Annotated in this window: 23 protein-coding genes; 9 read left to right on the top strand and 14 right to left on the bottom strand. The window is 70.0% G+C overall.

What is annotated here, in order from left to right:
* Positions 1-149: 149 nt before the first annotated feature.
* The 12 genes from ACODR1_RS19465 to ACODR1_RS19410 form a co-directional block, all read right to left on the bottom strand.
* Positions 150-653, bottom strand: a complete 504-nt coding sequence (locus ACODR1_RS19465) for a flavin reductase family protein (protein ID WP_488881932.1) — start codon at positions 651-653, stop codon at positions 150-152.
* A gap of 4 nt (positions 654-657) precedes the next feature.
* Positions 658-1752 (bottom strand): LLM class flavin-dependent oxidoreductase, encoded by a 1095-nt coding sequence (locus ACODR1_RS19460; protein ID WP_488881931.1) that lies wholly within the window; start codon positions 1750-1752, stop codon positions 658-660.
* A 28-nt stretch (positions 1753-1780) separates the two neighbouring features.
* The gene (locus ACODR1_RS19455) at positions 1781-2428 is read right to left on the bottom strand and encodes a glutathione S-transferase family protein (protein WP_488881930.1); all 648 of its coding nucleotides are present in this window, start codon (positions 2426-2428) and stop codon (positions 1781-1783) included.
* 9 nt (positions 2429-2437) lie between these two features.
* The gene (locus tag ACODR1_RS19450) at positions 2438-4018 is read right to left on the bottom strand and encodes a rhodanese-like domain-containing protein (protein WP_488881929.1); all 1581 of its coding nucleotides are present in this window, start codon (positions 4016-4018) and stop codon (positions 2438-2440) included.
* Complete coding sequence (locus tag ACODR1_RS19445) at positions 4015-4629, bottom strand: cysteine dioxygenase family protein (protein WP_488881928.1); 615 nt, start codon at positions 4627-4629, stop codon at positions 4015-4017. The genes ACODR1_RS19450 and ACODR1_RS19445 overlap by 4 nt, the downstream gene beginning before the upstream one ends.
* A gap of 4 nt (positions 4630-4633) precedes the next feature.
* Positions 4634-6817, bottom strand: a complete 2184-nt coding sequence (locus tag ACODR1_RS19440; RefSeq protein ID WP_488881927.1) for a TonB-dependent receptor — start codon at positions 6815-6817, stop codon at positions 4634-4636.
* 132 nt (positions 6818-6949) lie between these two features.
* Positions 6950-7963, bottom strand: a complete 1014-nt coding sequence (locus tag ACODR1_RS19435) for an ABC transporter substrate-binding protein (RefSeq protein WP_488881926.1) — start codon at positions 7961-7963, stop codon at positions 6950-6952.
* Positions 7963-8805, bottom strand: coding sequence for a class II aldolase/adducin family protein (locus ACODR1_RS19430; RefSeq protein ID WP_488881925.1), 843 nt, complete (start codon positions 8803-8805; stop codon positions 7963-7965). Before ACODR1_RS19430 ends, ACODR1_RS19435 begins: the two co-directional genes overlap by 1 nt.
* Before the next feature lie 17 nt (positions 8806-8822).
* The gene (locus ACODR1_RS19425) at positions 8823-9773 is read right to left on the bottom strand and encodes a D-isomer specific 2-hydroxyacid dehydrogenase family protein (RefSeq protein ID WP_488881924.1); all 951 of its coding nucleotides are present in this window, start codon (positions 9771-9773) and stop codon (positions 8823-8825) included.
* Positions 9770-10945, bottom strand: coding sequence for an acyl-CoA dehydrogenase family protein (locus tag ACODR1_RS19420; protein WP_488881923.1), 1176 nt, complete (start codon positions 10943-10945; stop codon positions 9770-9772). Before ACODR1_RS19420 ends, ACODR1_RS19425 begins: the two co-directional genes overlap by 4 nt.
* Entirely contained in the window at positions 10942-11760 is an 819-nt protein-coding gene (locus ACODR1_RS19415) for an ABC transporter ATP-binding protein (RefSeq protein ID WP_488881922.1), read from the bottom strand. The genes ACODR1_RS19420 and ACODR1_RS19415 overlap by 4 nt, the downstream gene beginning before the upstream one ends.
* On the bottom strand, positions 11757-12566 hold the full coding sequence (locus ACODR1_RS19410; RefSeq protein WP_488881921.1) for an ABC transporter permease: 810 nt from the start codon (positions 12564-12566) through the stop codon (positions 11757-11759). The genes ACODR1_RS19415 and ACODR1_RS19410 overlap by 4 nt, the downstream gene beginning before the upstream one ends.
* A gap of 139 nt (positions 12567-12705) precedes the next feature.
* Between ACODR1_RS19410 and ACODR1_RS19405 the strand changes: the two genes are divergently transcribed.
* A complete protein-coding gene (locus ACODR1_RS19405; RefSeq protein ID WP_488881920.1) occupies positions 12706-13542 on the top strand; it encodes a LysR substrate-binding domain-containing protein in 837 nt (278 codons plus the stop codon).
* A 150-nt stretch (positions 13543-13692) separates the two neighbouring features.
* Here the strand turns inward: ACODR1_RS19405 and ACODR1_RS19400 are convergent, their stop codons facing one another.
* Positions 13693-15054 carry an FAD/NAD(P)-binding protein gene (locus ACODR1_RS19400; RefSeq protein WP_488881919.1) on the bottom strand — a complete coding sequence of 454 codons (1362 nt, stop codon included), beginning with the start codon at positions 15052-15054 and terminating at the stop codon, positions 13693-13695.
* A gap of 251 nt (positions 15055-15305) precedes the next feature.
* On the opposite strand from ACODR1_RS19400, the gene ACODR1_RS19395 reads away from it, so the two are divergent.
* The 8 genes from ACODR1_RS19395 to ACODR1_RS19360 all read left to right on the top strand — a co-directional run bounded on the left by ACODR1_RS19395 (position 15306) and on the right by ACODR1_RS19360 (position 25012).
* Entirely contained in the window at positions 15306-16151 is an 846-nt protein-coding gene (locus ACODR1_RS19395) for a TauD/TfdA dioxygenase family protein (RefSeq protein WP_488881918.1), read from the top strand.
* Between the two features lie 99 nt (positions 16152-16250).
* Positions 16251-18866 carry a TonB-dependent receptor plug domain-containing protein gene (locus tag ACODR1_RS19390; RefSeq protein ID WP_488881917.1) on the top strand — a complete coding sequence of 872 codons (2616 nt, stop codon included), beginning with the start codon at positions 16251-16253 and terminating at the stop codon, positions 18864-18866.
* A 12-nt stretch (positions 18867-18878) separates the two neighbouring features.
* On the top strand, positions 18879-19817 hold the full coding sequence (locus ACODR1_RS19385) for an ABC transporter substrate-binding protein (RefSeq protein WP_488881916.1): 939 nt from the start codon (positions 18879-18881) through the stop codon (positions 19815-19817).
* Positions 19817-21394: an FAD-dependent oxidoreductase gene (locus ACODR1_RS19380; protein WP_488881915.1), complete on the top strand. Its 1578-nt coding sequence runs from the start codon at positions 19817-19819 to the stop codon at positions 21392-21394. Before ACODR1_RS19385 ends, ACODR1_RS19380 begins: the two co-directional genes overlap by 1 nt.
* Complete coding sequence (locus ACODR1_RS19375; RefSeq protein WP_488881914.1) at positions 21391-21777, top strand: 4Fe-4S dicluster domain-containing protein; 387 nt, start codon at positions 21391-21393, stop codon at positions 21775-21777. The genes ACODR1_RS19380 and ACODR1_RS19375 overlap by 4 nt, the downstream gene beginning before the upstream one ends.
* On the top strand, positions 21774-22451 hold the full coding sequence (locus ACODR1_RS19370) for a peroxiredoxin-like family protein (protein ID WP_488881913.1): 678 nt from the start codon (positions 21774-21776) through the stop codon (positions 22449-22451). The genes ACODR1_RS19375 and ACODR1_RS19370 overlap by 4 nt, the downstream gene beginning before the upstream one ends.
* Before the next feature lie 243 nt (positions 22452-22694).
* The gene (locus ACODR1_RS19365; protein WP_488881912.1) at positions 22695-23591 is read left to right on the top strand and encodes a TauD/TfdA dioxygenase family protein; all 897 of its coding nucleotides are present in this window, start codon (positions 22695-22697) and stop codon (positions 23589-23591) included.
* A gap of 86 nt (positions 23592-23677) precedes the next feature.
* Entirely contained in the window at positions 23678-25012 is a 1335-nt protein-coding gene (locus tag ACODR1_RS19360) for an LLM class flavin-dependent oxidoreductase (RefSeq protein WP_488881911.1), read from the top strand.
* 3 nt (positions 25013-25015) lie between these two features.
* On the opposite strand, the gene ACODR1_RS19355 is transcribed toward ACODR1_RS19360, so the two are convergent.
* Complete coding sequence (locus ACODR1_RS19355; protein ID WP_488881910.1) at positions 25016-25612, bottom strand: hypothetical protein; 597 nt, start codon at positions 25610-25612, stop codon at positions 25016-25018.
* Between the last annotated feature and the right edge of the window lie 15 nt (positions 25613-25627).

Genomic DNA, 25627 nt, shown 5'->3' with positions numbered 1-25627 from the left:
TCGCGACAGCTCCCCCTTCAGGGGGAGCATCTTGGACAAAGGGCCGGAGGGGGGGGCGCTTTCAGCTTCCGCAACGTCCGAAAGTCATCACCAGCTCCCCTCAGTCGCTCCACGACAACTCCCCCTTCAGGGGAGAGCATCTCGAAGCCTCACCCCACCGCCGTCAGCCCCCGGTTCCACGCCACCAACGCCGGCCCGGGCGAGAACCCCACGGCGTCCGCCTCGACGATGAAGATCGAGTGGCTGCCGGCGTCGACCACGGCGTCCACCCGGCACACGGCCCGCGCCACGCCGCCGCTGAACACCGGCGGCGCCTGGCGATGCAGCCGCCAGCGGCTTGGATCGAACCGCTCGTGAGCCCGCGACCCCGAGGCGAAGCGCAGGGCTTCTTCCTCGTCGGCCGCGCCCAGCAGCGCCACCGACAGGTCGGGGCGTGCAAGCAGCGCATCGTGGCACCCCGCCTCCTTGCGCACGCAGAACAGGAAGCGGGGCGGAGCCACGGAGAGGCCGGTGATCGAGCTGACCAGCAGGCCGCGCGGGGCCTCTCCGTCCCAGCAGGCGACGATGGCGACGCCGCTCGCCAGGTGGGCCAGCACGTCGCGGAAGTCTGTCTCCGGCTGCGGGACCGGAGCGCCGGCGTCGTACGGGGCCATGGCGTCAGCTCGCCGCGGCTGTGGGGTTGGCCTCGCGCTCGGCCACCAGCTTGCGCACCAGCGGCAGCAGGTCGCGGCCATAGGCGATGGCGTCCTCGACGGGATCGAAGCCGCGGATCAGGAAGGTGGTGACGCCCAGGTCGTAATAGTCGAGCAGGGCCTCGGCCACCTGCTGCGGCGTGCCGACAAGGCCAGTCGAGTTGCCGGCCGCGCCGGTGACGGCCGCGACGCCGGTCCAGAGGCGCTTGTCGAGGCGCGAGCCTTGCGCGGCCGCGTCCAGCAGGCGCTGCGAGCCGGCGTTGGGCGGACGGTGGCCGCTGGTCGGCAGGCCGGCCGCCTCGCGCAGGGCCTTGGCCTTGGCGACGATCTCGTCGGCGCGCGCCCAGGCGGCCTCTTCGGTGTCGGCGATGATCGGGCGCAGCGACAGCGAGAACTTCACCTGGCGGCCATGCTTGGCGGCGGCGTGGCGCACGCGGGCGATGGTTTCGGCGACCTGGGCCTGGGTCTCGCCCCACAGGGCGAAGATGTCGGCGTGCTTGCCGGCCACCGGGATCGCCGCATCGGACGAGCCGCCGAAATAGACCGGGATCTGGGGCGTGCGCAGCGGCTTGACCGCCCCGAAGCCCTGGTCGACCTGGTAGTATTGCCCCTTGTAGTCGAACGGCTTTTCGCTGGTCCATTCGGCGCGGACGATGTCGAGATATTCGCTGGTGCGGGCGTAGCGCTCGTCCTTGGTCAGGTGGTCGCCGTCCTTGGCCAGTTCCTCGTCCGAGCCGCCGGTGATGATGTGCACCGCCACCCGGCCGCCGGTGAAGTGGTCCAGCGTGGCCAGCTGCCGCGCGGCCAGGGTCGGCTGGGTGAAGCCCGGCCGGTGGGCGATCATGAACTTCAGGTTCTGGGTCACCGACGCCGCGTGCGCCACCACCAGCTGGCTTTCCGGACCGGTCGAGTGGAAGGCCACCAGGGCGCGGTCGAACCCGCCTTCGTCATGGGCGCGGGCGATCTTCTCGACGTAGTCGACGTCGATGACCGGGCCGGCCGGCGGATGGATCTCGGAAACGTTCTGGGTGTGGATGATACCGATGAATTCGACGCTCATGGGATGTTCCTCGATGTGCGGGTGAAGGTCAGTGGGCGTGGGTCGGCGCCTGTGCCGTTTCCTTGCGCAGGGCGCGCACGACGGAGGGGCGGGCGAAGGCGCGGGCGGCCTTGGCGCTCCAGGCGGGATAGGTGGAAAGGTCGATCTGCCGCCGCTCGGCCCAGCGCCAGATCACCAAAGCGTAGGCGTCGACGACGCTGAAATGCTCGCCCAGCAGCCACGGACCTGGGTCCTGGGCCAGCCGCTCGATGTCGGCCAGGGTTCGGGCGAAGCGGGCCTCGCCGGGCGTGGCCAGCGCGGCCTTCACCGCCTCGTCGTCGGCATAGCGCTCGGGCCGGGCGATCTGGGCGAAGGCCACGTGCACGGTGCTGGCGAACCAGCTCATCACCTCGTAGGCGTGGGCCAGCTTCAGCGGCTCCAGCAGCGGCAGGAGCTCGCTGTGCGGGTAGCGGTGAGCCAGGTACGTCAGGATCGCCAGCACCTCGGTCACGGGCTCGGCGCCGACCAGCAGGGTGGGGATGCGGCCCTTGGGATTGACCCGCAGGTATTCCGGCCTGCGCTGGTCTCCGGCGGCCAGGTCGAGCCGGCGCACGTCATAGGCGACGCCGATCTCTTCCAGGGCCACCAGCGGGGCCAGCGACGAACTTCCGGGCGCGATGTAGAGCGTCAGGGTCATGGCGGGGCCTCAGATCACGTAGAAGCCGTGCGACCCGTCGCGGGCCAGCTGGTCAACCAGGCCGAACTCCCAGTCGAGATAGGCCTGCATGGCCTCGGCGGCGTTGTCGGTGCCCTCGTAGGGGCGCTTGTAGATGTCGGTCGGATCGCTGGCGGCGCGGGCCAGGCCCGTCTCCAGCGCCCGGCCGGCGGCGATCCAGGCGGCGGTGCCGCCGTCCAGCACCCGCACCGGCTGGTCGGCGATCTCCTCCAGCTCCGGCGCCGCCAGACGGGCCAGCACGCCGTCGGGCGAGGTCAGGACGATAGGCTTGCCCTCGGGGATGCGCTCCAGGGCCTCGGCCAGCTGGGCGCGGATGGCGAACCAGGCGCCGGGGATGTGGCCCTTGCGGTGGGCGGGGCTGGGCGCGAGGTCCAGCACCACCACGGCCTCGTCGGCCAGGGCCTCGGACAGCGCGCGCGGCAGGATGGTCTCGACCACCGGCAGGTGCGGCGGCTCGGACGGTTTCCAGGCGCCCGTCGCCAGTTCGCTCTCGAAGCCGCCTTCCAGCACGTAGACCTCCCAGCCCAGCTGGGCCAGCCACGAGGCGGTCATGTCGGCGCGGGGCCCCAGGTCGTCGGCCAGCACGATGCGGCCGCCGCGCACGGGGGCGAAGACGTCGGTCTCCTGCACCAGCTGGCCGCCCGGCGCGCTGCGGAACCCCGGGGGGTGGCCCTTGGCGTATTCGTCGGGGGTGCGTACGTCGAAGCGGTAGAGGGTGCGCTTGCGGTCGGTGGCGAGGTCGGCCAGTCCCTCGGCGTCGATGCGCCGTACGCCGGCGCGATAGGCAACGTCGCGGGCCTTGGCGCGGGCCTCATTCAGGGTCTGGGTCGAGACGTCGGGGAACTTGCGGCTCTGGCCGGTCTCCAGGCTCTGCTGGGCCAGGGTCCAGCCGATGGTGCCGTTGCGCAGCGCGAAGACCGGGTTGGGCACGCCGGCGTTCACCAGCGACTGGGCGCCGATCAGGCTGCGGGTGCGGCCCGCGCAGTTTACGATGATCGTGGTCGAGGGATCGGGCGCCAGTTCCCGCGCCCGCAGCACCAGCTCCGCGCCCGGCGTGCTGACCCCGCCCGGGATGCTCATGGTCGCGTATTCCTCGAACCGGCGGGCGTCGAGGATCACCTGGTCGGCCTTGGCGTCGATGCGCGCCTGCACCTCCTGGGCGGGCAGGGACGGGGTGTGCCGCCGGGCCTCGACCAGTTCGCCGAACGCCTTGCTGTAGGAATTGACGTCCTGGAAAAGCTCGTAACCGGCGTCGGTCCAGCCCTGCAGCCCGCCCGCCAGCGCCCGGACGTTGGTGTAGCCCAGCGCCGCCAGCCGCTTGCCGGCCGGCGAGACCAGGCCCTCGCCATTGTCGTACAGCACGATCCGCGTCTCCTTGCGGGGCACGCGGTCGAGGATCTCGACCTCCAGCCGGCTGAGCGGCAGCTGCGAGGCGAACAGGGGGTGGGCCTTGGCGAAGGGATCCTCCTCGCGCAGGTCCAGGAGGGCGATCTCGCGGCGGGCGATCAGGTCCTGGCGGACCTCGCGGGGCGTGACGACAGGCAGGGTCATGGCGCGGCCTCGACAGGGAACGGCCGGGACCGCTCCCACAGGTTGGGAAGGGTGTCGTTGGAGTAGCCGGAGACGAAGGGCTTGCTTCGTCCCTCGGCGTCGTAGGTGGAGCGGCGCACCGCTCCGATATTGGCCCCATAGACGTGGATGCTGATCGACGGGCGATCGTCGAAGGCGTTGGTCACCCGGTGCACGTCGCCGACCGTCGGCGAGACGGCCTCGACCTGGCCGCGCTCCAGCCGGTGAACCGGTCCGTGTGGAACCAGGGCTTCGCCATCGCGGCGATAGGGCTGCGACAGCTCGGCCCCGCGCAGCACCCCCACCAGGCCCCAGACCGTGTGGTCGTGCACCGGCGTGGCCTGGCCCGGTCCCCAGACGAAGCTGACGACGCTGAACCGCTCGCGGCTGTCGCAGTGCAGCAGGTACTGCTGGTAGCGGGCCGGGTTCGGCTGCGCGTAGGCCTGCGGCAGCCAGTCGTCCTGCGCGATCAGGGCGGCCAGCAAGGCCTCGCCCTCGCGCAGGACCTCCGCCTCCTCGTTCGTACGATCGAGCAGGGCGCCGAGGTCTCCGACGAACTGGGCCAGGCGGGGAAGGTTGGGCGCGCTGCTCATGGCCTCACAGCGCGTACTTCAGCGTGACCAGCCAGGTCCGCGGATCGGGGAAATTCAGGTAATAGACCCCGGTCGACGGCGTGTAGGTCGAGGTCACGGGCTTGTCGCTGTCGAGGATGTTGCGGGCCGACAGCTGCACGGCCCAATGCGGGTCCGGCGCGGTCCAGGTGATCGTGCCGTTCAGGAAGCCCTGGGATGGGATGTCGTTCTGGCCGCCCGCCGCCGGGGTGGCGCTGCTGACCACGCCGCTCTGCCATTGGGCGTCGAGGCCGGCGCGCACCGAGCCGGGAACCTGGACCGGCACGTCCCAGGTGATCCCGCCCGACAGGTTCCAGCGCGGCGAGTTCAAGAGGCGGTTGCCGTCGGCGTTGACGCCTGCGCCGCCGGCGCCCTTGTAGTCGTCATAGACCGCGTACAGCCAGCCGACGTTGAAGTTCAGGCCCACCCGCTCGGTCGGCCGCGCCTCGGTCTCCAGCTCGACGCCGTAGGTGTGCGCCTGGCCGGCGTTGCCGCGGCGGCTGCCCACATAGGCCGGGTCGTAGAACGACACCTGCAGGTCCTGGTAGTCGTTGTAGAACGCCGCCAGGTTGGCCCGCAGGCGACGGTCGAAGGCCTGGGTCTTCAAGCCGGCCTCGAAGGTGGTCACGTCCTCGGGCGCGAAGGGCAGGGTGGCCAGGTCCAGGCGCGTGGCCCGGTTGTCGAAGCCGCCCGACTTGAAGCCCTTGGAATAGCTGACGTACTGCGAGACGTCCGGCGTCCACTGGTACTGCGCCGTCAGCTTGGGCGTGATCGCCGACCAGGTCTTGTCGGCCGTGCCCGCGATCGACTGGCCGATCACCTGGCCGGCCAGGTTCAGTACCTTGTTGTCGAAGGTGAATTCCTTCTCCTCGTTGGTCCAGCGCAGGCCGCCGGTGAGGCTGAGGCGATCGGTCACCGCATAGGTCGCCTCGCCGAACAGGGCATAGGCGTCGGTGTTGGTCACGTTGTGGGCGCGGGCGAAGTTGTAGTTGCCGGGCGTCACTGTCGGATCGGTCGCCTGCGCGTTGCGGCGGCTGTAGCCGTCACGCTCCACGAAGAACCGTTCGTGCAGGTAGAACAGGCCGCTGGTGAAGGTCAGGCGACCGTAGTCGCCGTTCAGCTGGACTTCCTGGGTGACGTACTGATCGTTGTAGTGGATCAGGTTCTTCTGGATCAGCGCCGCCTCGCCGTCGTTGTCATAGTTGACGGGATTGAGGTTGAAGCCGCCGTAGGCGGTGATCGACTTGATCTTCAGGTTGTCGTTCAGCGCGTACTGCACGCGGATCGAGCCGCTGATCTGGTCCAGGTCCTGGGTCGGCTCGACTTCGGAGTAGGACCGGCGCTTGTCGAACCCGCCGCCCGGCTGCCTGACCGGGATGTAGCTGCGGGTGTCGCTGCGGTCGCGCAGGGCGTTAAGGGTGAAGAGGACGTCCAGCTTTTCGGTCGGGGTCCAGCGCAGCTTGGCGCGCCAGGCGTCGAGATCGATGCGGTTGACGTCATGGTTCAGCGTCGGGTCGAAGGTCACCCCGTCGCGCTTGTGGTGGATGTAGGACAGGCTGCCCGACAGCTTGTCCTCGACGATCGGCCCCTCGACCAGGGCGCGCACGTCGACGGCGCCGTAGCTGCCCAGGCCGACCTCGGCCTTGGCGCGGAAGTCCTGGCCCGGATCGCGGGTGATGATCCGCAGGGCGCCGGCGCTGGAGTTGCGGCCGTAGAGCGTACCCTGCGGTCCGCGCAGCACCTCGATGCGCTCCAGGTCGTTGAACTCGATCATCGAGCCGATCTGGCGCGGCACGTAGACGTCATCGACATAGACGGCCAGCACCGGCTCCTGGATCGGGTCGGCCTCGCCGACGCCGCGCAGCGCATAGGTCTGGGTGGTGTGGCTGATGGTGACGCGGCTGATCGACAGGTTCGGGATCTGGCCAGCCAGATCGCGGATGTTGTCGACCTTGCGATCGGCCAGCACCTGCGGGCCAAAGGCCGAGATGGCGATGGCGGTCTTCTGCAGGTCGGTGGCGCGGCGCTCGGCGGTGACGATCACCTGCTCGACGGCGGCCGATCCGCTGTTGTCGGTATTGGCGGCCGGCGCCGGTTCGGCCGCCAAGGCCCCGCCAGAGACGGCGAGGCCCGAAGTGAAGGCGAGAAGTTGAAGCTTGAAGGTCTGCACGTCTTTATCCCCGACTTGTTCGGTGGGGATTTGTCGTCGTGAGGCCGCTTATCTCAACGAATATAAAATGATCGAGCGGATAGCTCTTCTCATATCGTCCGAAGTCATCGGATATATTCGCAACGCTCGACATCATTTCAGGAATGATGAGAGGCGATCATCCCACAGCGGCCGCACGTCGACCCGCGCGGGGATGATCTTGGCGGCGGCGAAGGTGTCGGCCACGGCCTGTTCCGAAGCGATGGCCGCCTCGCTGATCCGTTCGAGGATGTAGGGCGAGGAGCGCTCCTTGAACTCCTGGGCGTAGTAGGCCGCCTTGACCCCCGTCGCCTGTTCCCGCACCCGCGCCCAGCGGTCGCCGTCGGCGTTGATCCAGTCGAACACCCGCTTGTAGCGGCTGACATAGTCGCCCACGGCCTGGAGCCGCAGCGGATCGTCCAGCGCCTCCTTGGCCGCCGTGATCAGGTAGTTGCCCGACAGTATGCCCAGCGCCGTGCGCAGCACCCGCGCCCCGGCCTCGCGCGCCTGGTAGACGATGACGCCGTAGATCACCCAGGCGTCCAGCGCCCCGCTCTGGAAGGCCGCCAGGCCGTCCTGCGGACTCAGCGCCACCGGCTGGATGTCGCTCCAGGCCAGGCCCGCCTCCTGCAACAGGCGCAGCAGGATGTAGTGCGAGGTCGTAGCCTTCACATAGCCGACGCGCTTGCCCTTCAGGTCCTTGAAGGCCTTGGCCGGCGAACCCTTGGGCACGAGCACGACCTGGTTGTTCACGTCGCCCTGCAGCACGCCGACGATGCGGACCTGGTTGCCGGGCTGGGCGGCGACGAAGATCGGCGGGATCTCGCTCATGCCGCCGAAGTCCAGCGCCCGGGCGTTGATCGCCTCGGCGATCAGGTTGCCGCCGGCGAACTGCGTGCGGGCCAGCTTGTAGGGCGGATCGGCGATGCCGGCCTTGCCGAAGAAGCTCTCGGGATTGCCGCGATAGGTGGCGACCCGCAGCGTCAGGTCGTCCAGCGATCCGGTCTTGCCGTCGCCCTTGGGGGCGCAGGCCGCGAGGTTCAGGGTGGTCAGGCCCGACAGCGACAGGCCCGCGATCGAAAGGCCGCCCGACATCAGGTCGCGGCGGGAAAGCGAAATGCCGGTCATCAGTCGAACAGGTCCGGCTCTTCTTCGGTGACGATGTCCCAATAGGGCTGGAAGGCGTAGATCCCGCCCAGTTCCGTGCCCACCTGGCCGGCGGTGTGCTTGGCGACCTCCGGCGGCATCGGCTTGGTCGGGCCGGCGGCCTCGGCGAGAAGCTGGGCCTGGCACGCGTTCTCCAGGGCGAGATAGCGCCAGACGGCGGCCTCGACCGACTGGCCGACGGTCAGGATCCCGTGGTTCTGCAGGATCACCGCCTTCTTCGGGCCCAGCGCCTTGGCGATCTTCTGGCCCTCGCTGGTGTCGAGCACTACGCCCGAGAACTCCTCGAACAGGGCGTGGTCGTCATAGAAGGCCGCCGAGTCCTGGGTCAGCGGATCCAGCAGCCGGCCGAGCGCCGACCAGGCCTTGCCGTACAGCGAGTGCGAGTGGGCGGCGGCCACCACGTCGGGGCGGGCCTCGTGCAGCTGCGAGTGAATGGCGAAGGCGGCGCGGTTCAGGCGGGCGGGGGCCCTCTCGGGCGGCTGCACGATCTCGCCCGCATGGCTGACCAGCATCAGGTCCGAGACCTTGATGCGCGAGAAGTGCAAGCCCAGCGGATTGACCCAGAAGTGGTCGGTCAGCTCGGGATCGCGGGCGGTGATGTGGCCAGCGCCCCCCATGTCGAAACCGTAGCGTCCGAACAGCCGATAGCCGGCGGCCAGGCGCTGCTTGCGATAGAGCCGCTCCAGCTCGAGCGTCGGCTGCTGGGGGATCTCGCGCGCGCCGAACGGTGGCAGCACGGTCTCGATCTTGGCAGGGTGAGGGCCCGTGGCGGCGAAGCTGCGGGCGGCGGGGATCGCGGTCATCGCGAAGGGTCCTTGTCTCAGTAGCCGCGCGTCAGGTCGACGACGTCGGCCAGGGGCGCGCCGGCGCGGAAGCGGGCGAGGTTCTCGGCGAACTGGGTCGCCAGGTTGATGCGGGTGTCGGGCGTGTGCACCGAGGTGTGCGGCGAGAGCCGAACCTTCGGGTGGCCATAGAACGGGTGACCGTCGGTCAGCGGTTCGGGGAAGGTCACGTCCAGGCTGGCGCGGCCGACCCGGCCGTCGTCCAGCGCCGCCAGCAGGGCGTCGTCGTCGATCAGGGCGCCGCGGGCGATGTTGACCAGATGCAGGCCGGGCTTGGCGTGGGCCAGAACCTCGCGGCCGATCAGGCGCTCGGTCTGCGGCGTCGCCGGGGCGGCCAGCACCACGTGGTCACTGCGGGAGAACAGGGTCTTCAGGTCCGCCACGCGCTCGACGCCGGCCACGGGGATCGGCTTGTCCGAGCGGCGGGTGGCGATGACGTTCAGGCCCAGGGCCTGGGCGCGCGGGGCCAGGGCTTCGCCGATGGCGCCGAAGCCGACCAGGCCCAGCGTCTTGCCGGCGATCAGCTTCAGCGGCTGCGGCGTCCAGCGCTCGGCCTTGTCGATCCAGATCTCGGGCAGGCGCTTGGCGTCGGCCAGGATCGCCGCCAGCGCGAACTCGGCCAGCGCCACGGCCGAAGAGCCCCGCGCCGAGGTCACCACCGGGCCGTCGAACAGCCAGTCCGGATAGAAGTCGATACCCACCGACACCAACTGCACCCAGCGCACGTCGAACGGCCAGCCGGGCGGGGCCTTGGCCGGCAGCACGCCGCCAGCCTTGCGGAACGGCGCGGCCACCAGGACCTTCGCCGAGGGCGGCAGGGGCGCGGTCAGGCCCGGCGGCACGGCGATGATCTCGGCGCCTTCCGCATGCTGGGCGAAGACGGTGTTGAACACCTCGGGCAGTTGGCTGGCGACGACGAGGCGGCTCATGCCTGGGCCTCCCGGCTCGCGAATGCGGCCTTGCCCGCGCCGGTCAGCACCACGTCGGCCTGGGGCGTGTGCACGCGGCCGCACAGCACGTCGCGGTGATGGCGCTCCAGCGGATTGTTGCGCGTCAGACCCGGATTGCCGGTCAGCTTCAGGGCCTTCTCGACCACGGCGATGGCGTTCTCGGTGACCAGGTGCTTGACCAGACCGCTCTCGCCGGCGGCCGTGTCGCCGCGCGCGGCGCTGTCCAGCAGCACGCGGCTCGACAGCAGCAGGCCGTCGATCTCGCCCAGCGCCTCCTGGAAGCGCGGCAGGGTCGAGAGGCTGGCGCCGAGGTTGGCCGGCTTGCGGCTGATCACGAAGTCGGCCAGCCAGTCGCGAGCGGCGCGGGCCACGGCGTCGTAGATCGCCGCGGTCAGCACCGACGACCAGGTTCCGAACACGGCCGAGTAGGGCGGCGGCGCGCCGGGTGGCTGCGGGTCCAGGGCGTGGTCCAGCGGGACCAGCACGTCCTCGAAGATCACGTCGTGGCTGGCGCTGGCGCGCAGGCCCAGGTGATCCCAGGTCTCCTCGATGACCACGCCGGGGGTGTCGGCGCGCACCAGCCAGCCGCCGACCAGGGGGTTTGCGTCGTCGCTGCGGGCCCAGACCACGAACCAGGTCAGGGCGCTGGAGCCGGTGGAGTAGATCTTGCGGCCGCTGATCCGCCAGCCCTCGGGCGTGCGGCGGGCGATGGTGGCCGGCAGGCCGCCGCGGGCGGGTGTGCCCAGGTCGGGCTCCACCCGCAGGGCGTTGATCAGGGCGCCGTGGTCAATGGCGTCGCCGATGACCCGCTGCTTCAGGTGCTCGGGCCAGCCCGAACGCCCCTCGACCGAGGCGTGGAACAGGTACTGCATCACCAGGACGAGCGCCGTGGCCGGTTCGCCCCGGGCGACGGCCGAGACCACCTTCAGGGCGGTGGGCAGGTCGCTGTCGAGGCCCCCCAGGCGCGCTGGCGCGGTCAGGGCCAGCAGGCCGGCCTCGTGCAGGGCCTGGAAGTTGGCGAAGGGGAAGCTGGCCTCGCGGTCGTGACGGCCGGCGGTGGCGGCGAAGGCTTCCGTCAGGCGCGGCAGCACCGCATCGAGGTCGGGCAGGCGCGGTGAAGGCTCCAGGCGGCGGGCGGCGGCGGTGCTCACTGCACGGCCTCGCCGGTGGGAAAGGCGACCAGGGCGGCTTCGTGCGGGGCCGGGGCCTCGACGCCCAGGTGGCCGAGCAGCCGGCGTCGGATGACCTGGAAGCGGGCGTCCGGCGCGCGCGGGCGCTCCAGCGTGATGTGCTCTTCGGCGGCGATCTTGCCCTTGTTCAGCACCAGCACGCGGTCGGCCAGCGAGATGGCCTCGTCGACGTCATGGGTGACCAGCAGGACGGCCGGCTTGTGCTCGGTCCAGAGATTGAGGACCAGGTCGTGCATCTTCAGCCGGGTCAGGGCGTCGAGGGCCGCAAAGGGCTCGTCGAGCAGCAGCAGGCCCGGCTCGCGTACGAGGGCGCGGGCCAGGGCCGTGCGCTGGGCCTCGCCGCCCGAAAGCGTGGAGGGCCAGGCGTCGAGGCGATGGCCGAGACCGACCTCCTTCAGCGCCGCCTCGGCCCTGGCCCGGACATCTTTGCCCTTCAGCCCCAGCGCCACGTTGCGCCAGACCTTCTTCCACGGCAGCAGGCGGGCGTCCTGGAACACCACGGCGCGCGTGCTGGGCGTCGTCACGTCCTGATCGCCGACCGGATCCAGGCCCGCCAGGGTGCGCAGCAGGGTGGTCTTGCCCGAGCCGCTGGCGCCCAGCAGGGCGACGAACTCGCCCGGGGCGATCGACAGGTCGAGGCCGTCGATGACGCGGTTGGCGCCGAACTGGCGGACGAAGCCGGTCAGTTTCACGGCGGGGGCGACCGGCGCGGCGGCCGAAGCGGGCGATACGGCGTCGAAGGCGCGGCGGCGGATGCGCGGCTGGACCATGGTCATTGCTCCACGAGGCTGGGCCGCCAGGCCAGAGCGCGGCGCTCCAGCGTGCGGACGAGGGCGTCGGCGCCGAGGCCGAGCAGGGCGTAGACGAGCAGGCAGACGACGATGATGTCGGTCCGCATGAAGTCGCGGGCGTTGTTGATCAGGTGGCCAAGGCCCGCCTGGGCGTTGATCTGCTCGGCCACCACCAGCACCAGCACCGACACGCCCAGGGCGTAGCGCAGGCCGACGAAGAACGAGGGCAGGGCGCCGGGCAGGATCACCTCGCGCACCAGGCTCCAGCCCGACAGGCCAAAGCTGCGGGCGGCCTCGACCAGGCGCACGTCGATGCCGCGCACCCCGGCGAAGAGGTTCAGGTAGATCGGGAAGGTGGTGGCTACCGCGATCAGCACGATCTTCGGCGTCTCGCCGATGCCGAACCAGACGATGAACAGCGGGGTCAGGGCCAGCGACGGAATGGTCCGCTTGATCTGCATCAGCGGGTCGATGGCCGTCTCGCCCAGCCGCGACAGGCCCGCCGCCAGGCCTAGGGTGACGGCGACGATCAGGGCGATCGACAGGCCGGCGGCGGCGCGGGCCAGGGAGACCAGAAGGTTGGCGGGCAACTCGCCGGAGATGGTCAGCGCCCAGAAGGTTTCGGCCACCGTCGAAGGTGCGGCCAGCACCCGCTCGGGGATCACGCCGAGGCGCGACCCCAGCTCCCACAAGGCCAGGAGCAGTACGGGGGAGAGCCAGCGGGCGCGGGAGAGGCGAGGCCATCGCCATGGCTTGGCTGAAGAAATTCTATCGGCGATCGCCAAAGACATCGGGTCGCTTCCATCGCTGTGACCGTTGCGGCGGGGGCGCCGTTGCTTCACAGAGATGGACGCTGAATTCCTACTCGATCAATAGACTTATCCTCAGGGGTCTTATTAGAGTTCCTCAACGGGGTAGACGGGACGCCAGATGCCGACCAACCTTCCGACCGAATTGCTCCGCAGCTTCGTGGCCATCGTCGACAGCGGTTCGATGCTGCGCGCCACCGAACGCGTCTTCGTCACCCAGTCGGCGCTCAGCCTGCAGATGAAGCGCCTCGAGGAGACGGTGCTGACGCCGCTGTTCCACCGCGAGGGGCGGCGTCTTTCGCTGACCCCGGCCGGCCAGACCCTGCTGGGCCATGCCCGGGACATCCTGGCGCTCAACGACCGGGCGGTGGTGGCGCTGACCGGCGACGCCCTGGCCGGGCCGGCGAGGGTGGGGCTGGTCCAGGACTTCGCCGAGACCCTGCTGTCGGGCGTGCTGGCCCGCTTCGCCCAGCTCAATCCCGACACCCAGCTGCAGGTGAGGGTGGCCGGCTCGCCGGAGCTTCTGGAACTGCTGCGCAGCGACCGCCTGGACGTGATCCTGTGCATGGGAGCCTATGACGACCCGGCGGCGGCTCGCACCGTGCCGATGGTCTGGCACGGCGATGCGGACCTGGCCCAGCTGGACGTGCTGCCGCTGGCGATCCTGGAGGCGCCGTGCCGGTTCCGCGATGCGGCCCTGGCGGCGCTGGAGCGGGAAGGGCGGCCCTATCGCGTGGCGCTGGAGACGCCCAGCCTGTCGGCTCTGCGGGCGGCCGTGCAGTCGGGCCTGGCGGTGACCTGCCGCACCAGCCTGTTCCGTCTGGACGCCCAGCCCATCGTCGACGGGGCCCTGCCCAGCCTGCCCAAGGTGGCCTATGTGCGCCGCACGGGACCCGCGCCGCACCCGTCGATCGGCAAGCTGTCGGAGCTGATCCACACGGCGGCGCTGGAACTCTAGGCCGGATCGACATTCAAGGTTTGGACTTGGTCCTCGTCCTTCGACAAGCTCAGGATGAGGACCATTGATCTGCCGGGATCGTAGAAAAACCTCATCCTGAGCCTGTCGAAGGACGAGGTTTTCGTCTCAGATCCTCAATGCCGATTCAACCTAGCCCCGCCGCACGGCCGCCAGGACGGCCGCCGCCACCTGCGCGGTCTGGCTCCGGATGTCGGGCACGGCGTTGATTTCCCACCAGGCGCCGCGTGTGACGGGGCCGACCGCGAACAGGGTGCGGCTGGCGCAGCCCGACATGTCGAGCAGCCGGTTGTCGGCATCGACGTCGAGACCCAGGCGCAGCGGATCCGGTCGCGCCAGTCCCCGGCGGATCAGGTCGAGCAGCAACGGATCGGTCGATCTCGTCACGTCGCCGGTCGGGCCCGTGGCGTTGATTACCGCCGACACCGAGAACGGCTGCGAGGCGGTCTCGCCGCGCGGCCGCCACGCGCCCTCGACCCGGCCGTCCTCGGCTTCGGCCAGGCGTACGATCTTGCCGGCGGCGACCTTCAGTCGGCCCGCGCGACGCAGCCCGGCCACGCGCGAGGCGACCTCGGGCGAAAGGCGGTGACGGTGCACGTCCCAGAAGGGGCGCGCGTGGCGCAGGAAGGCCTGTTTGTGAGCCACGCTCCAGCCGCGCCAGAGGTCCTGGGTGGCTGGGCGCAGGGCGTCGACGGCGGTGCGCCAGCCATGCTCGGCGGCCGTGCGGCGCAGCCAGGCGAGGGCGGCTAGCGGCGGAATGTCCGAGGCCGGCGGCGAGGGCGGCCTGGCCGGCGGCTCGCCCTCGTGCTCGCGGGGGATGAGGCCGCGGCGCGACAGGGCGATGATCAAGCGGCCGGGCGCGGTGTCCTCCAGGCTCAGGGCCAGGTCCACCATCGTCAGGCCCGTTCCCAGCAGCAGCACCGGGCCGGGCGGCAGGCGGGCCGCATCCCAGCGCCAGGGATCGGCGACATAGGCGCTCGAGGCGGCCAGGGCCTCTGTCACGCCGTGCGGACGGCAGGGCGGCGGATTGCCGAGCGCCAGCACCACGGTGTCGGCCAGGATGGGGCGGCCCATGGCGGTGGTCAGCCGCCAGCCGTCGCCGCCGGGCTCGAGCCCGACCACGGCGTCCGGCGCGATGACCAGGCGGCCAGCGCCCTCCGCCCCCTCGACGATGTCGCTCAGCAGGCCTTGCAGATAGCGGCCATAGTCGCCGCGCGTGGCGAAGTCGCCGGGGCCGACATCCAGCCCCAGGCCTCGCAGCCAGTCCACGAAGTCGTCCGGCCGGTCGGGCCAGGCGCTCATGTTGCCAGCGCGGACGTTCAGCCGATGGCTGGGATTGTGGGTGGCGTAGGCCGCGCCCAGTCCGACCGGCGTGTTGCGCTCCAAGAGGATGACCCGCGCCGCCGCGCCGTCCCGCAGCAGGTGCAGGGCGGTCATCACGCCGCTGAAGCCGGCGCCGACCACGGCGATCACGGGCGTTGATGGCGAGGCCATGGTCAGAAAACTCTATAAAATCGATAGGAGTTTCTTCGGCGATCATCGGGCAGGGCGCAAGCGCGCTGTCGAGGATGGCTGATCCTGGCTATTCGCGCGCTTGAAATATGCGCCTCGCCAATGCCGTTTATTGCGGTTCGCGATATATAAATCTCTGAATTCTTTCTGAGAAATACTCGTTCGCACCGTTTGGGCGTGCTGGCCATGTTCGCCTCCGCCGACCGCATCGCGTCGGCTGCAAGGAGGTTCCCATGAGCGCCGTCCTCGACCAGGTCCGCCAGGCCGCCGGCCTGACCGTCACCCCCGTCAGTCCGACCATCGGCGCCGAAGTCGCCGGGATCGACCTGCGCCAGACGCTTTCCCGCGAGCAGCGCGACGCCCTGAAGGCGCTGCTGCTCGACCGCAAGGTCCTGTTCTTCCGCGACCAGGACATCACCCGCGACCAGCAGCTGGCCTTCGCCGCCAACTTCGGCGAGGTCTACGCCCATCCGACCGGCGGCGTCGAAACCCACCGCGCCGTGCAGCCGATCTCGGCCGAGGCTTTCAAGAAGTACGACATCCGCGAGAACCACTGGCACACCGACACCAGTTGGCGCGTGAACCCTTCGTTCGGCGCGGTCCTGAAGGCCGTGCACATCCCCGAGGTCGGAGGCGACACCATCTGGGCCGACGGCCACGCCATCTGGCAGGGCCTGCCCGACGACCTGAAGGCCGCCGTCGACGAGCTCTATGTCGTCCACGACTACCAGGACGCCCTGAACCGCTCGGGCGAGCGCTATCCGCTGACCGCCCATCCTGCCATCCGCACCCATCCGGAGACCGGGCAGGAGATCTTCTGGATCAACTACAGCCTCAAGCCGCGGTTCGTCGACCTGGCGCCGGACGAGAGCAAGGCGCTGCTGGCCCGCCTCTATGATGAGGTCAAGAAGCCCGAGCACCACGCCCGCTTCCGCTGGCGGCCCAATTCGGTGGCCCTGTGGGACAACCGCGCGGGCCTGCACTACGCCGTGCGTGACTACGGCGACTTCCCGCGGGTGATGGAGCGGGTGCTGATCGGCTCCGACGACGTGCCGTACCGCGAGCGCAAACCTGCCTGATCCGGTCGGCGCGGCCCGCCGAAGCCGCGCGCCGACCTTCCGACTTTTCGAGACCAAGAACGACGCCGGGCCGATGCGCCCCGCGCGGGGGATAGACTTTTGACCTTTGTTTCCTCGTCCAAGACTCTCAAACGCTCTGCCTTCTCGGTCCTGCTGCTGGCCTGCGCCTCGAGCGCGGCCCTGGCCGCCGAGCCGATCCCGAGCGTGGACGCGCCCGACGCCGCGGCCGACGCCCTGGACGGCGTCGTCGTCACCGGCGTGCGCGGCGTGCGCCGCACCGTGGCCGACAGCCCCGCGCCGATCGACGTCATTTCGTCCGAGCAACTGACCGCCACCGGCAAGGTCGGCCTGAAGGAAGTGCTCAACACCCTGATCCCGTCCTTCAACCTGCCGGGCGTCAATGGCGGCGGCACCTCGTGGACGGTGCGGGCCATCACGCTGCGCGGCCTCAACGGCGACCAGGCCCTCTTTCTGGTCAACGGCAAGCGCCGCCACACTACCTCGCTGATCAACAACCTGGCCCGCGTGGGGCGCGGCGGCGTGCCGGTCGATCTGGACCTGATGCCTGCCAGCGCCATCGAGCGCATCGAGGTGCTGCGCGACGGCGCCTCGGCCCAGTACGGCTCGGACGCCATCGCCGGCGTCGTCAACATCATCCTGAAGAAGGACACCCAAGGCGGGGCCTTCTCCTACACCGGCGGCCAGAACTACCTCGGCGACGGCGACACTCGCGCCGCCAGCCTCAACTTCGGCCGCTCGCTTGGCGACGAGGGCGGCTTCCTGCAGCTGGCGATCAACTGGAAGAACAACGAGGCCGCCTCGCGCGCCGTGCCCTCGCGCGCGCAGTACCTCTACCAGCCGACCGTCACGACCGTCGGCGGCGTGACCACGGTGACGCCAGACCCGCGCGACGCCAGCGCCGACCGCTACTTCTGGGGCGCCAGCTACGGTCCGGGCGAGGAAGACATCATCGCCACGGCCTACAACGCCGAGCTGCCCTGGCGCGACCTGACGCTCTATTCCAGCGGCACGGTCAGCCACCGCTCGTCCAAGAAGGTCACCGGCAGCTTCCTGCCCAACCTGGCGCCGGTGACCGGCGTCACGGCTGGCCGTCCCCTGAACCGCAATTCGCTGCCCGAGGTCTATCCCAACGGCTTCAACGCCCTGCGCCGGATCTTCGAGCTCGACTGGCAGACCAGCCTGGGCGCGCGGGGCGAGAAAGCCGGCTGGGCTTGGGACGCCTCGACCACCTTCGCCCAGGACCACGCCCAGCTCGACGGCCAGAACACCCTGAACGCCACGCTGGGCCCCGACAGCCCGACCTATTTCCACCTGTCGACCCACCAGTTCCAGCAGTGGACCAACAACCTCGACCTCACCCGCTCGTTCGAGGGCGTGCTGCCGAGGCCGCTGCAGGTGTCGTGGGGGCTGGAGCACCGCTACGAGCGCTTCCTGATCGAGGCCGGCGACGAGGCCTCCTACATCGTCGGCGACTATGTGATCCCGGCCGGCCAGCCGTTCGCCGGCCTGCGTCCCAATCCCGGCCTGTCGTCCTATGCCGGCACCGCGCCGGAGGACGCCGGCTCGGCCACCCGCCATTCCTATGCCGCCTATCTCGATGTCGGGACTGACCTGACTGAAAACTGGTACGTCGGCGCGGCCGTCCGCCACGAGCGCTACACCGGCGATGTCGGCGAGACGACCAGCGGCAAGCTGACCACCCGCTGGGAGTTTCTGCCCGGCTACGCCCTGCGCGCCACGGTCAGCAACGGCTTCCGCGCCCCGTCGCTGGGCCAGACGGTGTTCGCCACCTCGACCATCTCCGGCAGCCTGTGCCCGGCCGCGCCCAACAACACCTTCCGCGGCGCGCCCTGCACGCCCGGCGAGTACCTGACCTTCCCGACCAAGGTGCTGCGCACCGACACCGCCGAGGCCAAGGCCCTGGGCGCCACGCCGCTCAAGCCCGAGACCTCGACCAACTACAGCTTCGGGATCACCGCCGAGCCGTTGCCGCGCCTGCGCCTGACGCTGGACGCCTACCAGATCGACATCGACGACCGCATCGTCGACACCAGCAACCTCGACCTGTCGGTGACCCAGCTTTCGTCGCAGCCGGCGCTCGTGGGCCTGCTGGCGCGCTTCCCGCAGGGGCTGACGGCGACCTACTACACCAACGCCGTCTCGACCCGGACCACGGGGATCGACTTCGTCGCCGAGTACGGCTTCGACCTCGGTTCGGCCGGCCGCCTCAACCTCAACGCCGCCTACGCCTTCAACAAGACCAAGGTCCGCGACGTCGCGCAGACGCCAGCCATCCTCAAGGCGGTCAATCCGAATCTGGTGCTGTTCGACCGCCAGAAGATCTCCGACCTCACCGTCGGCACGCCGCGCGAGAAGGTGGTGCTGGGCGCGGTCTGGAGCCGTCGGACGCTTTCGGCCAGCCTGCGCGCCACGCGCTACGGCGAATACACCGAGGCCGGCACGTCGGTGAGTCTGGACCGGACCTACAGCCCCAAGTGGGTGGCCGACTTGGATATCGCCTGGGACGTCCGGCCCAACACCAACATCGCGATCGGGGCCAACAACCTGTTCGACCAGTATCCCGACAAGATCGGCATCGTGAACGCCGACCAGGGAACGCTGCAGTACGGCCTGTTCTCGCCCTTCGGCATCACCGGCGGCTACTACTACGCCCGCCTGACCCAACGCTTCTAAGGGGAGGGCGGCATGGACAGACGCCAGCTCATCATCGGTTTCGGCGCGCTCGCGGGGCTCTCGGCCTGCGGCAAGGGCGAGGCCCAGGCCCCGCTCAAGGTCGGCAGCCAGCGCGGCGGCACCAAGGCGGTGCTGATCGCCTCGGGCGCCTTGGAGGGCGTGCCCTACAGGATCGAATGGAGCGAGTTCCCGGCCGCCCAGCCGCTGCTCGAGGCCCTGGGCGCGGGGGCGGTCGACCTCGGCGAGGCCGGCGACGCGCCGTTCCTGTTCGCCTATGCCGGCGGGGCCAAGATCAAGGCCGTGCAGGCCGGCCGCAGCGGCGGCCGCTCCACCGCGATCCTGGTGCCCAAGGACTCGCCGATCCGTGACGCCGCCGGTCTCCGGGGCAAGAAGGTGGCCACGGGGCGCGGCTCGATCGGCCACTATCTGCTGCTGCGGGTGATCGAGAAGGCGGGGCTGTCGCCCGGCGATGTCGAGGTGGTGTTCCTCAGCCCCGGCGACGCCAAGGCCGCGTTCACTGCCGGCTCCATCGACGCCTGGGTGACCTGGGGCTCGTACGTGGCGCTGGCCCGGCTGCACGACAGCGCCCGGGTGCTGGCCGACGGCGAGGGCGTGCTCAGCGGCAACGGCTACGAGGCCGCCAGCGTCAAGGCGATCCTCACCAAGCGGCCCCAGATCGAGGACTTCCTGCGCCGCCTGGCCAAGGCCCGCCGCTGGGCCGCCCAGAACCCCGACGCCTTCGCCGCCGTGCTGGCCAAGGAGACGGGCCTGTCGCTCGACATCGCCCGCTGGACGGTGAGCAACTACAAGGCCGTGCCCGTGCCCATCGACGAGACCTCGGTGGCCGAGGCGCGCTCGGTGCTGGATCACTTCCGCGCGGCCGGGGCGATCAAGTCTGAACTCGATCCGGCCGGCGCCTTCGATCCCTCGTTCAACGCGGCGATCGCCTGATGACGCAGGACTTCGATGCGCCTCATTGGGAGACGGACGTGCTGGTGATCGGCGGCGGCCTGGCCGGAACCTGGGCCGCCATCGCCGCCGCGCGGGAAGGCGCGCGGGTGATCCTGGCCGACAAGGGCTACTGCGGAACCAGCGGCGTCACCGCCACCGCAGGCCCCGGCCACTGGTGGGTTCCGCCCGAGCATCGCGAAGCCGCCGTCGCCGATCGCCTGAAGCGCTCGCTGGGCCTGGGTGATCCCGACTGGATGGCGCGGATCCTCGACCTCACCTGGAGCAGCCTGCCGCAGTTGGCCAAGCATTACGCCTTCTCGACCGACGAGCAGGGACGCGTCCAGTACCGCGGCCTGCGCGGCCCCGAATACATGCGGGCCATGCGCGCCTTAGCCCTGGAGGCCGGCGCGACCATCCTCGACCACCATCCGGCCCTGGAACTGCTGACGAACGCCGACGGCGTGGTCACCGGGGCTGCGGGCGTCGCCTTGCGCGGCGAGCGGCCGTGGACGATCCGGGCCGGTGCGGTGGTGCTGGCCACCGGCGGCTGCGCCTTCGCCTCGCGCCTGCTGGGGTCTGCGACCAACACGGGCGACGGCCTGCTGATGGGCGTCGAAGCCGGAGCCGACCTCTCGGGCATGGAGTTCACCAACTACTACACGCCCATGCAGGCGGGCACGAACATGGCCCGCTCGATGAGCTTCGCCTTCGCCCGCTGGTTCGACGAGGCCGACCACGAACTCGACATTCCGGCCGGACCGGACGTCAGCCCGCACCTGGCCCGCGCCCTGCTGAAGGGGCGGCTCTACTGCCGGCTCGATCGCATCCCGCAGGACATCCGCGAGGTGATGCCCCAGGTGCAGCCCAACTTCGTGCGGCCCTTCGCCCGGATGGGGATCGACGCCTATGCCGAGCGGTTCGAGGTCTCTTTGGTGTCGGAGGGCACGGTGCGCGGCATAGGCGGCCTGCGGGTGACCGATACGCTTTGCCAGACCGCCGCGCCGGGCCTGTTCGCCGCCGGCGACGCGGCCAGTCGCGAGCTGGTCACCGGCGCGATCTCGGGCGGCGGGGCGGTGAATTCGTCCTGGGCGCTGTCGTCGGGCCAATGGGCCGGGCAGGGCGCGGCGGCGTTCGCCCGGCAGCGTGGGACAGCTTCGGGACGCCTGCATCACATCGGCCAGGCTGGGCTGCGACCCAGTGGCCGACTGGCGAGCGTGGACCTGCTGGCCGCCGGTCAGACCGTTCGCGACGAGATGGGCGCTTACGATCGCAACATCTTCCGTACGGGCGAGGGCCTGGCTGCCTCTGGCGCGCGTCTCGACGAAGCCTGGGACGAGATCGCCGCCCATGCCGGCGGCTGGGGCAGGGGACTGCTTCGGGCGCGCGAGACTGCCGCCCTGATCGCCGCCGCGCGCTGGAGCAAGGCCAGCGCCCTGCAGCGGCGCGAGAGCCGGGGCATGCACCGCCGCGAGGACGCGCCGGGCCTCGATCCGCGCCTGGCCTCGCGCCAGCGCTCGCATGGCCTGGACCGGGTGGTCACCCGCTTCGAAGCCGCCAGCCTGGAGGCCGTGGCATGATCGAGGTCGTGATCGACGACCGCTGCGGTGGTTGCGGCGACTGCGTGGACGTCTGCCCCAGCGACGTGCTGGCGCGCGGCCCGAGCGGCAAGGCGGTGATCGCCCGCCAGGCCGACTGCCAGACCTGCTACCTGTGCGAGCTCTACTGCCCTGAGGACGCCCTGTTCGTCTGGCCGCAGACCGACCGTGTCGCGGGGATCACCGCCGAGCAAGCCCTGGCCACCGGCGATGTCGGCGGTTTCCGGCGCGACAGCGGCTGGGACGAGCACGCGGCCACCCACACCAACCAGCACTGGCGCATGGGGGCGATCTTCGAGCGCGCCCGCCTGATGGCGATCGACGCCGCCAACACCGCTCGAACCGAGGATGGGAGGACCAAATGAGCCAAGACACCCTGCGCGAACGCCTGGCCGCGCTGCATGCCGAACGTGTCCGCACCTGGGAGCCGGCGGCGCTGAAGATCAACATCGACCAGCGCGCCCGCCTGGTCGAGGCGGCCGACCCGGACACCTGGGTCAAGGTCGGCGACAAGGTTTCGTCCTTCGTGCTCAAGGACGTCGAGGGCGGCGACCTGACCCTGGAAAGCCTGACCGCCAAGGGGCCGGCGGTGCTGGTGTTCTTCCGCTTCGCCGGCTGCCCGGCCTGCAACATCGCCTTGCCCTATTACGAGGAGCAGCTGGCGCCGGCCCTGGCGGCGATCGGCGCGACCCTGGTGGCCGTCAGTCCGCAGCTTCCCGAGCGCCTGGGCGAGATCCGCGCGCGTCACGGCCTCAGCTACAAGGTCGCCGCCGACCTGGGCAACGAACTGGGTCGCCGCTTCGGCGTCACCTATGTCGCCGACCAGGCCAGCCAGGACGCCCAGCGGGCCAAGGGCAGCTTCATCGGCGACGTCACCGGCACAGGGACCTGGGAGCTGCCGCAGCCGGCCGTGGTCGTTATCGACCGCAAGGGCGTCGTCCGCTTCGCCGACGTCAGCCCCGACTGGCTGGCCCGCACCGAAGCCGACCCGATCATCGCCGCGGTGCGAGCCCTGACCCCGGCGCCGGCTGCGGTGTGATGGCAAAAGATCCTCCCCCTGAAGGGGGAGGTGGCCCGAAGGGCCGGAGGGGAAATTGTCTGATGAGGTCAGTGCGCCCCAAAGCCAGCAACACCTTCCCCCTCAGTCGCTTCGCGACAGCTCCCCCTTCCGGGGGAGCATCTTAGAGGAGGGCCCGAGGGGGGAGGCTTGAGCCCATCCAATTCCCATGCCTACAGTAGGATAACGTCGTTCTCGAAGCGGCGATGTCCCCGGGAGGACGCCATGAACGCCTTGACCCCGATCTCAGCGGGCGATGCGCCCGACTACGCCGGCCTGACGGTCACGCCCGCCGGCCCGGTGCTGGGCGCCGAGATTTCCGGTCTCGACCTGACCAGGCCCCTGGAGCCCGAGATCGTCGCGGCCATCCGCGCGGCGCTGCTGCGCCACAAGGTGGTGTTCTTCCGCGATCAGGATATCAGCCACGAGGACCACGTCCGCTTCGGCCGCTATTTCGGCGACCTGGAGGGCCATCCGGTCACGGCCCACGTGCCGGGCTTCCCCGAGATCCTGCACATCGAGGCCGCCGACGGCATGAAGCTGCGCGAGGCCATCGTCCCGATCGTGCGGGCGGCCAACAAGTGGCACACCGACGTCACCTTCCGTCCCGCGCCGTCGATGGGCGGGGTCCTGCGCGCCCGCACCCTGCCGCCGTCGGGCGGCGACACCCTTTTCGCCGACACCGCCGCCATTTATGCCGACCTGCCACAGGCCTTGAAGGACAAGCTGGCTGGCCTTTCGGCCGAGCACGACATCCTGCAGAGCTACGGCTACCGCATCGACGAGGCCAAGCGGCAGGAACTGCGCGCGGCCTATCCGCCCCAGGCCCATCCGGTGGTGCGCACCCATCCCGAGACCGGGCAGCCGCATCTCTTCGTCAACAAGGTCTTCACGACGCGGATCCTGGGCCTGCCCGAGGACGAGGCCGTCGCCTTGCTGGCCGAACTGCTCGACCGGGTGAAGGCGCCCGAGTACCAGGTTCGCTTCCGCTGGAGCCCGAACGCCATCGTCTTCTGGGACAACCGCGCCACCCAGCACTACGCCGTGCTCGACTACTGGCCGGTGGAGCGCGTCGTCGAGCGCGTGACGATCAAGGGTGATGCGCCATATTTCCAAGCCTGATCAGGGGCTTGAGACCATCTCGTTGGATCGCGGGGAATACGCTTCGTAAGCAGGCTTCCGTCATTTTCAGCCAACGGAACGGCCCGATGTCCCAGCCCCGTCAACTCAAGCTCGGCTTCATCCTGCACGGGGTCGGTCCCGGCTGGGGCGACTGGCGCCACCCTGACGCCCAGCCGAGCGCCAGCACGGACTTTTCGTTCTACAAGCGCCAGGCCCAGGTCGCCGAGGCCGGCAAGTTCGATTTCCTGTTCGTCGCCGACAGCGTCTACATCACCGAGAAGTCGAGCCCCCACTACCTGAACCGCTTTGAGCCGCTGACCATCCTGTCGGCCCTGGCCGGCGCCACCAGCAACATCGGCCTCGTGGGCACCCTGACGGTCAGCTACAGCGAGCCCTTCAACGTGGCTCGCCAGTTCTCGTCGCTGGATCACATCAGCGGCGGCCGCGCCGGCTGGAACGTCGTCACCTCGTGGCTGGAAGGCAGCGCCGCCAACTACAGCCGCGAAAAGCATTACGCCCACGACGTTCGCTACCGCCTGGCCGGCGAGTATCTCGACGTCGTCCAGGGGCTCTGGGACAGCTGGGAGGACGACGCCCTGACCTTCGACAAGAAGGGCGGCCAGTTCTTCGATCCGGCCAAGCTGCACACGCTGGATCACAAGGGCGAGTTCTTCTCGGTGAAGGGACCGCTGAACATCAGCCGCTCGCCGCAGGGCCAGCCGGTGATCTTCCAGGCCGGCGCTTCGGAGGACGGTAAGGCCTTCGCCGCCAGGCGCGCCGACGCCATCTTCGTCTCGCACGAGGACCTCGACGCCGCCCAGGCCTACTACAAGGACATCAAGGCCCGCGCCGCCGGATTCGGCCGGGATCCCGACCAGTTGCACGTGCTGCCCGCCGCCCGCCCGGTGGTCGGCAGGACGGCGCAGGAGGCCGAGGCGCTCTACAAGGAACTGACCGAGCTGGTTTCGCTCGACAACGCGCTGTCGATGCTGGCCCGGCCGTTCAACGAGTACGACTTTTCCCGGCACGACCCCGACGGTCCGTTCCCGCTGGAAGCCGCCGCGTTCGGGGCCAATTCCAACCAGAGCTCGGTCAATCGCATCGTCGCCGCCGTGAAGGCCGAGAACCTGACCCTGCGCGAGACGGCCCTGCGCTTCGCCACGCCGCGCGGCCATTTCGTCGGCGCGCCGGAAGTGGTGGCCGATGCCTTGCAGGCCTGGTTCGAAGGGCGCGCCGCCGACGGCTTCGTGCTGTTCGAAAGCCTGCCGGGCCAGCTGGAGGCCTTTGTCGAGCTGGTCGTGCCGATCCTGCAGGGCAGGGGGCTGTTCCGCACCGACTACGAAGGCTCGACCTTCCGCGAAAGCCTTGGTCTCGACTTCCCGGTCAACCGTTACGCCGGCGCCCTGGCGGCGGCGGAGTAGACCTCAGAGCGACGCCTCCGCCGCCGACGCGGCGGGGGCGATGCGGCGTTCTTCCGGGCGGGTGTCGGCAGGCTTGCCGCTCCAATAGTGGTCGTTGCCCCGGAAGGCGCCTTCGATGGCCCGCAGGCCGCGCTCTATTTGGTCGGACAGATGGCCGATCAGTCCCTGGTGCTTCTCGACGATCGCGATGTCGCGGGGCGTGCGCTGCATTGCGCTGGCGTAGCGATGCAGGCTGGACTTCATCTCGCGCATCTCGCGGGCGATCCTCGCGATGCGGTCGCGATCGACCTGGCCGAAGTGGCGGGTGCCATGCAGCCGGTGCCGGACGCAGGCCGCCAGCCATTGGCCGCGCGTCATGCCTGTGACCTGACATTCCTCATTCAGCCGCAGGCGGTCGTCCCGGGTCAGCAGGAGGGGCACGGAACTCGCTTGCGCGTGACCGACCGGTTCGGGCGGGGACGGGCGCTGCCAGCCTTCCTCGTCGGACAGGCACTGAGCCACCAGAGCGCGCAACACGGCAGACCTTCCGCCGCGAGTCGCCGCGTAGGTGTCGAACTGTTCAGCGAGTTCATCCGGCAATTGGAAGCCGAAGTGAGTCATCTTGCGAACGCTTCA

This window comes from Caulobacter sp. FG7, assembly GCF_057808875.1.
The sequence above is the reverse complement of the archived record's forward strand: the minus strand, read 5'-3'. Positions and strand labels throughout refer to the sequence as shown.

Coding starts and splice junctions, on each gene's coding strand:
- ACODR1_RS19410 (WP_488881921.1), bottom strand. CDS start 12,566: ATGTCTTTGGCGATCGCCGATAGAATTTCTTCAGCCAAGCCATGGCGA.
- ACODR1_RS19425 (WP_488881924.1), bottom strand. CDS start 9,773: ATGAGCCGCCTCGTCGTCGCCAGCCAACTGCCCGAGGTGTTCAACACC.
- ACODR1_RS19460 (WP_488881931.1), bottom strand. CDS start 1,752: ATGAGCGTCGAATTCATCGGTATCATCCACACCCAGAACGTTTCCGAG.
- ACODR1_RS19395 (WP_488881918.1), top strand. CDS start 15,306: ATGAGCGCCGTCCTCGACCAGGTCCGCCAGGCCGCCGGCCTGACCGTC.
- ACODR1_RS19370 (WP_488881913.1), top strand. CDS start 21,774: ATGAGCCAAGACACCCTGCGCGAACGCCTGGCCGCGCTGCATGCCGAA.
- ACODR1_RS19365 (WP_488881912.1), top strand. CDS start 22,695: ATGAACGCCTTGACCCCGATCTCAGCGGGCGATGCGCCCGACTACGCC.
- ACODR1_RS19430 (WP_488881925.1), bottom strand. CDS start 8,805: ATGACCGCGATCCCCGCCGCCCGCAGCTTCGCCGCCACGGGCCCTCAC.
- ACODR1_RS19380 (WP_488881915.1), top strand. CDS start 19,817: ATGACGCAGGACTTCGATGCGCCTCATTGGGAGACGGACGTGCTGGTG.
- ACODR1_RS19360 (WP_488881911.1), top strand. CDS start 23,678: ATGTCCCAGCCCCGTCAACTCAAGCTCGGCTTCATCCTGCACGGGGTC.
- ACODR1_RS19415 (WP_488881922.1), bottom strand. CDS start 11,760: ATGACCATGGTCCAGCCGCGCATCCGCCGCCGCGCCTTCGACGCCGTA.
- ACODR1_RS19375 (WP_488881914.1), top strand. CDS start 21,391: ATGATCGAGGTCGTGATCGACGACCGCTGCGGTGGTTGCGGCGACTGC.
- ACODR1_RS19450 (WP_488881929.1), bottom strand. CDS start 4,018: ATGACCCTGCCTGTCGTCACGCCCCGCGAGGTCCGCCAGGACCTGATC.
- ACODR1_RS19400 (WP_488881919.1), bottom strand. CDS start 15,054: ATGGCCTCGCCATCAACGCCCGTGATCGCCGTGGTCGGCGCCGGCTTC.
- ACODR1_RS19465 (WP_488881932.1), bottom strand. CDS start 653: ATGGCCCCGTACGACGCCGGCGCTCCGGTCCCGCAGCCGGAGACAGAC.
- ACODR1_RS19355 (WP_488881910.1), bottom strand. CDS start 25,612: ATGACTCACTTCGGCTTCCAATTGCCGGATGAACTCGCTGAACAGTTC.
- ACODR1_RS19385 (WP_488881916.1), top strand. CDS start 18,879: ATGGACAGACGCCAGCTCATCATCGGTTTCGGCGCGCTCGCGGGGCTC.
- ACODR1_RS19405 (WP_488881920.1), top strand. CDS start 12,706: ATGCCGACCAACCTTCCGACCGAATTGCTCCGCAGCTTCGTGGCCATC.
- ACODR1_RS19455 (WP_488881930.1), bottom strand. CDS start 2,428: ATGACCCTGACGCTCTACATCGCGCCCGGAAGTTCGTCGCTGGCCCCG.
- ACODR1_RS19435 (WP_488881926.1), bottom strand. CDS start 7,963: ATGACCGGCATTTCGCTTTCCCGCCGCGACCTGATGTCGGGCGGCCTT.
- ACODR1_RS19445 (WP_488881928.1), bottom strand. CDS start 4,629: ATGAGCAGCGCGCCCAACCTTCCCCGCCTGGCCCAGTTCGTCGGAGAC.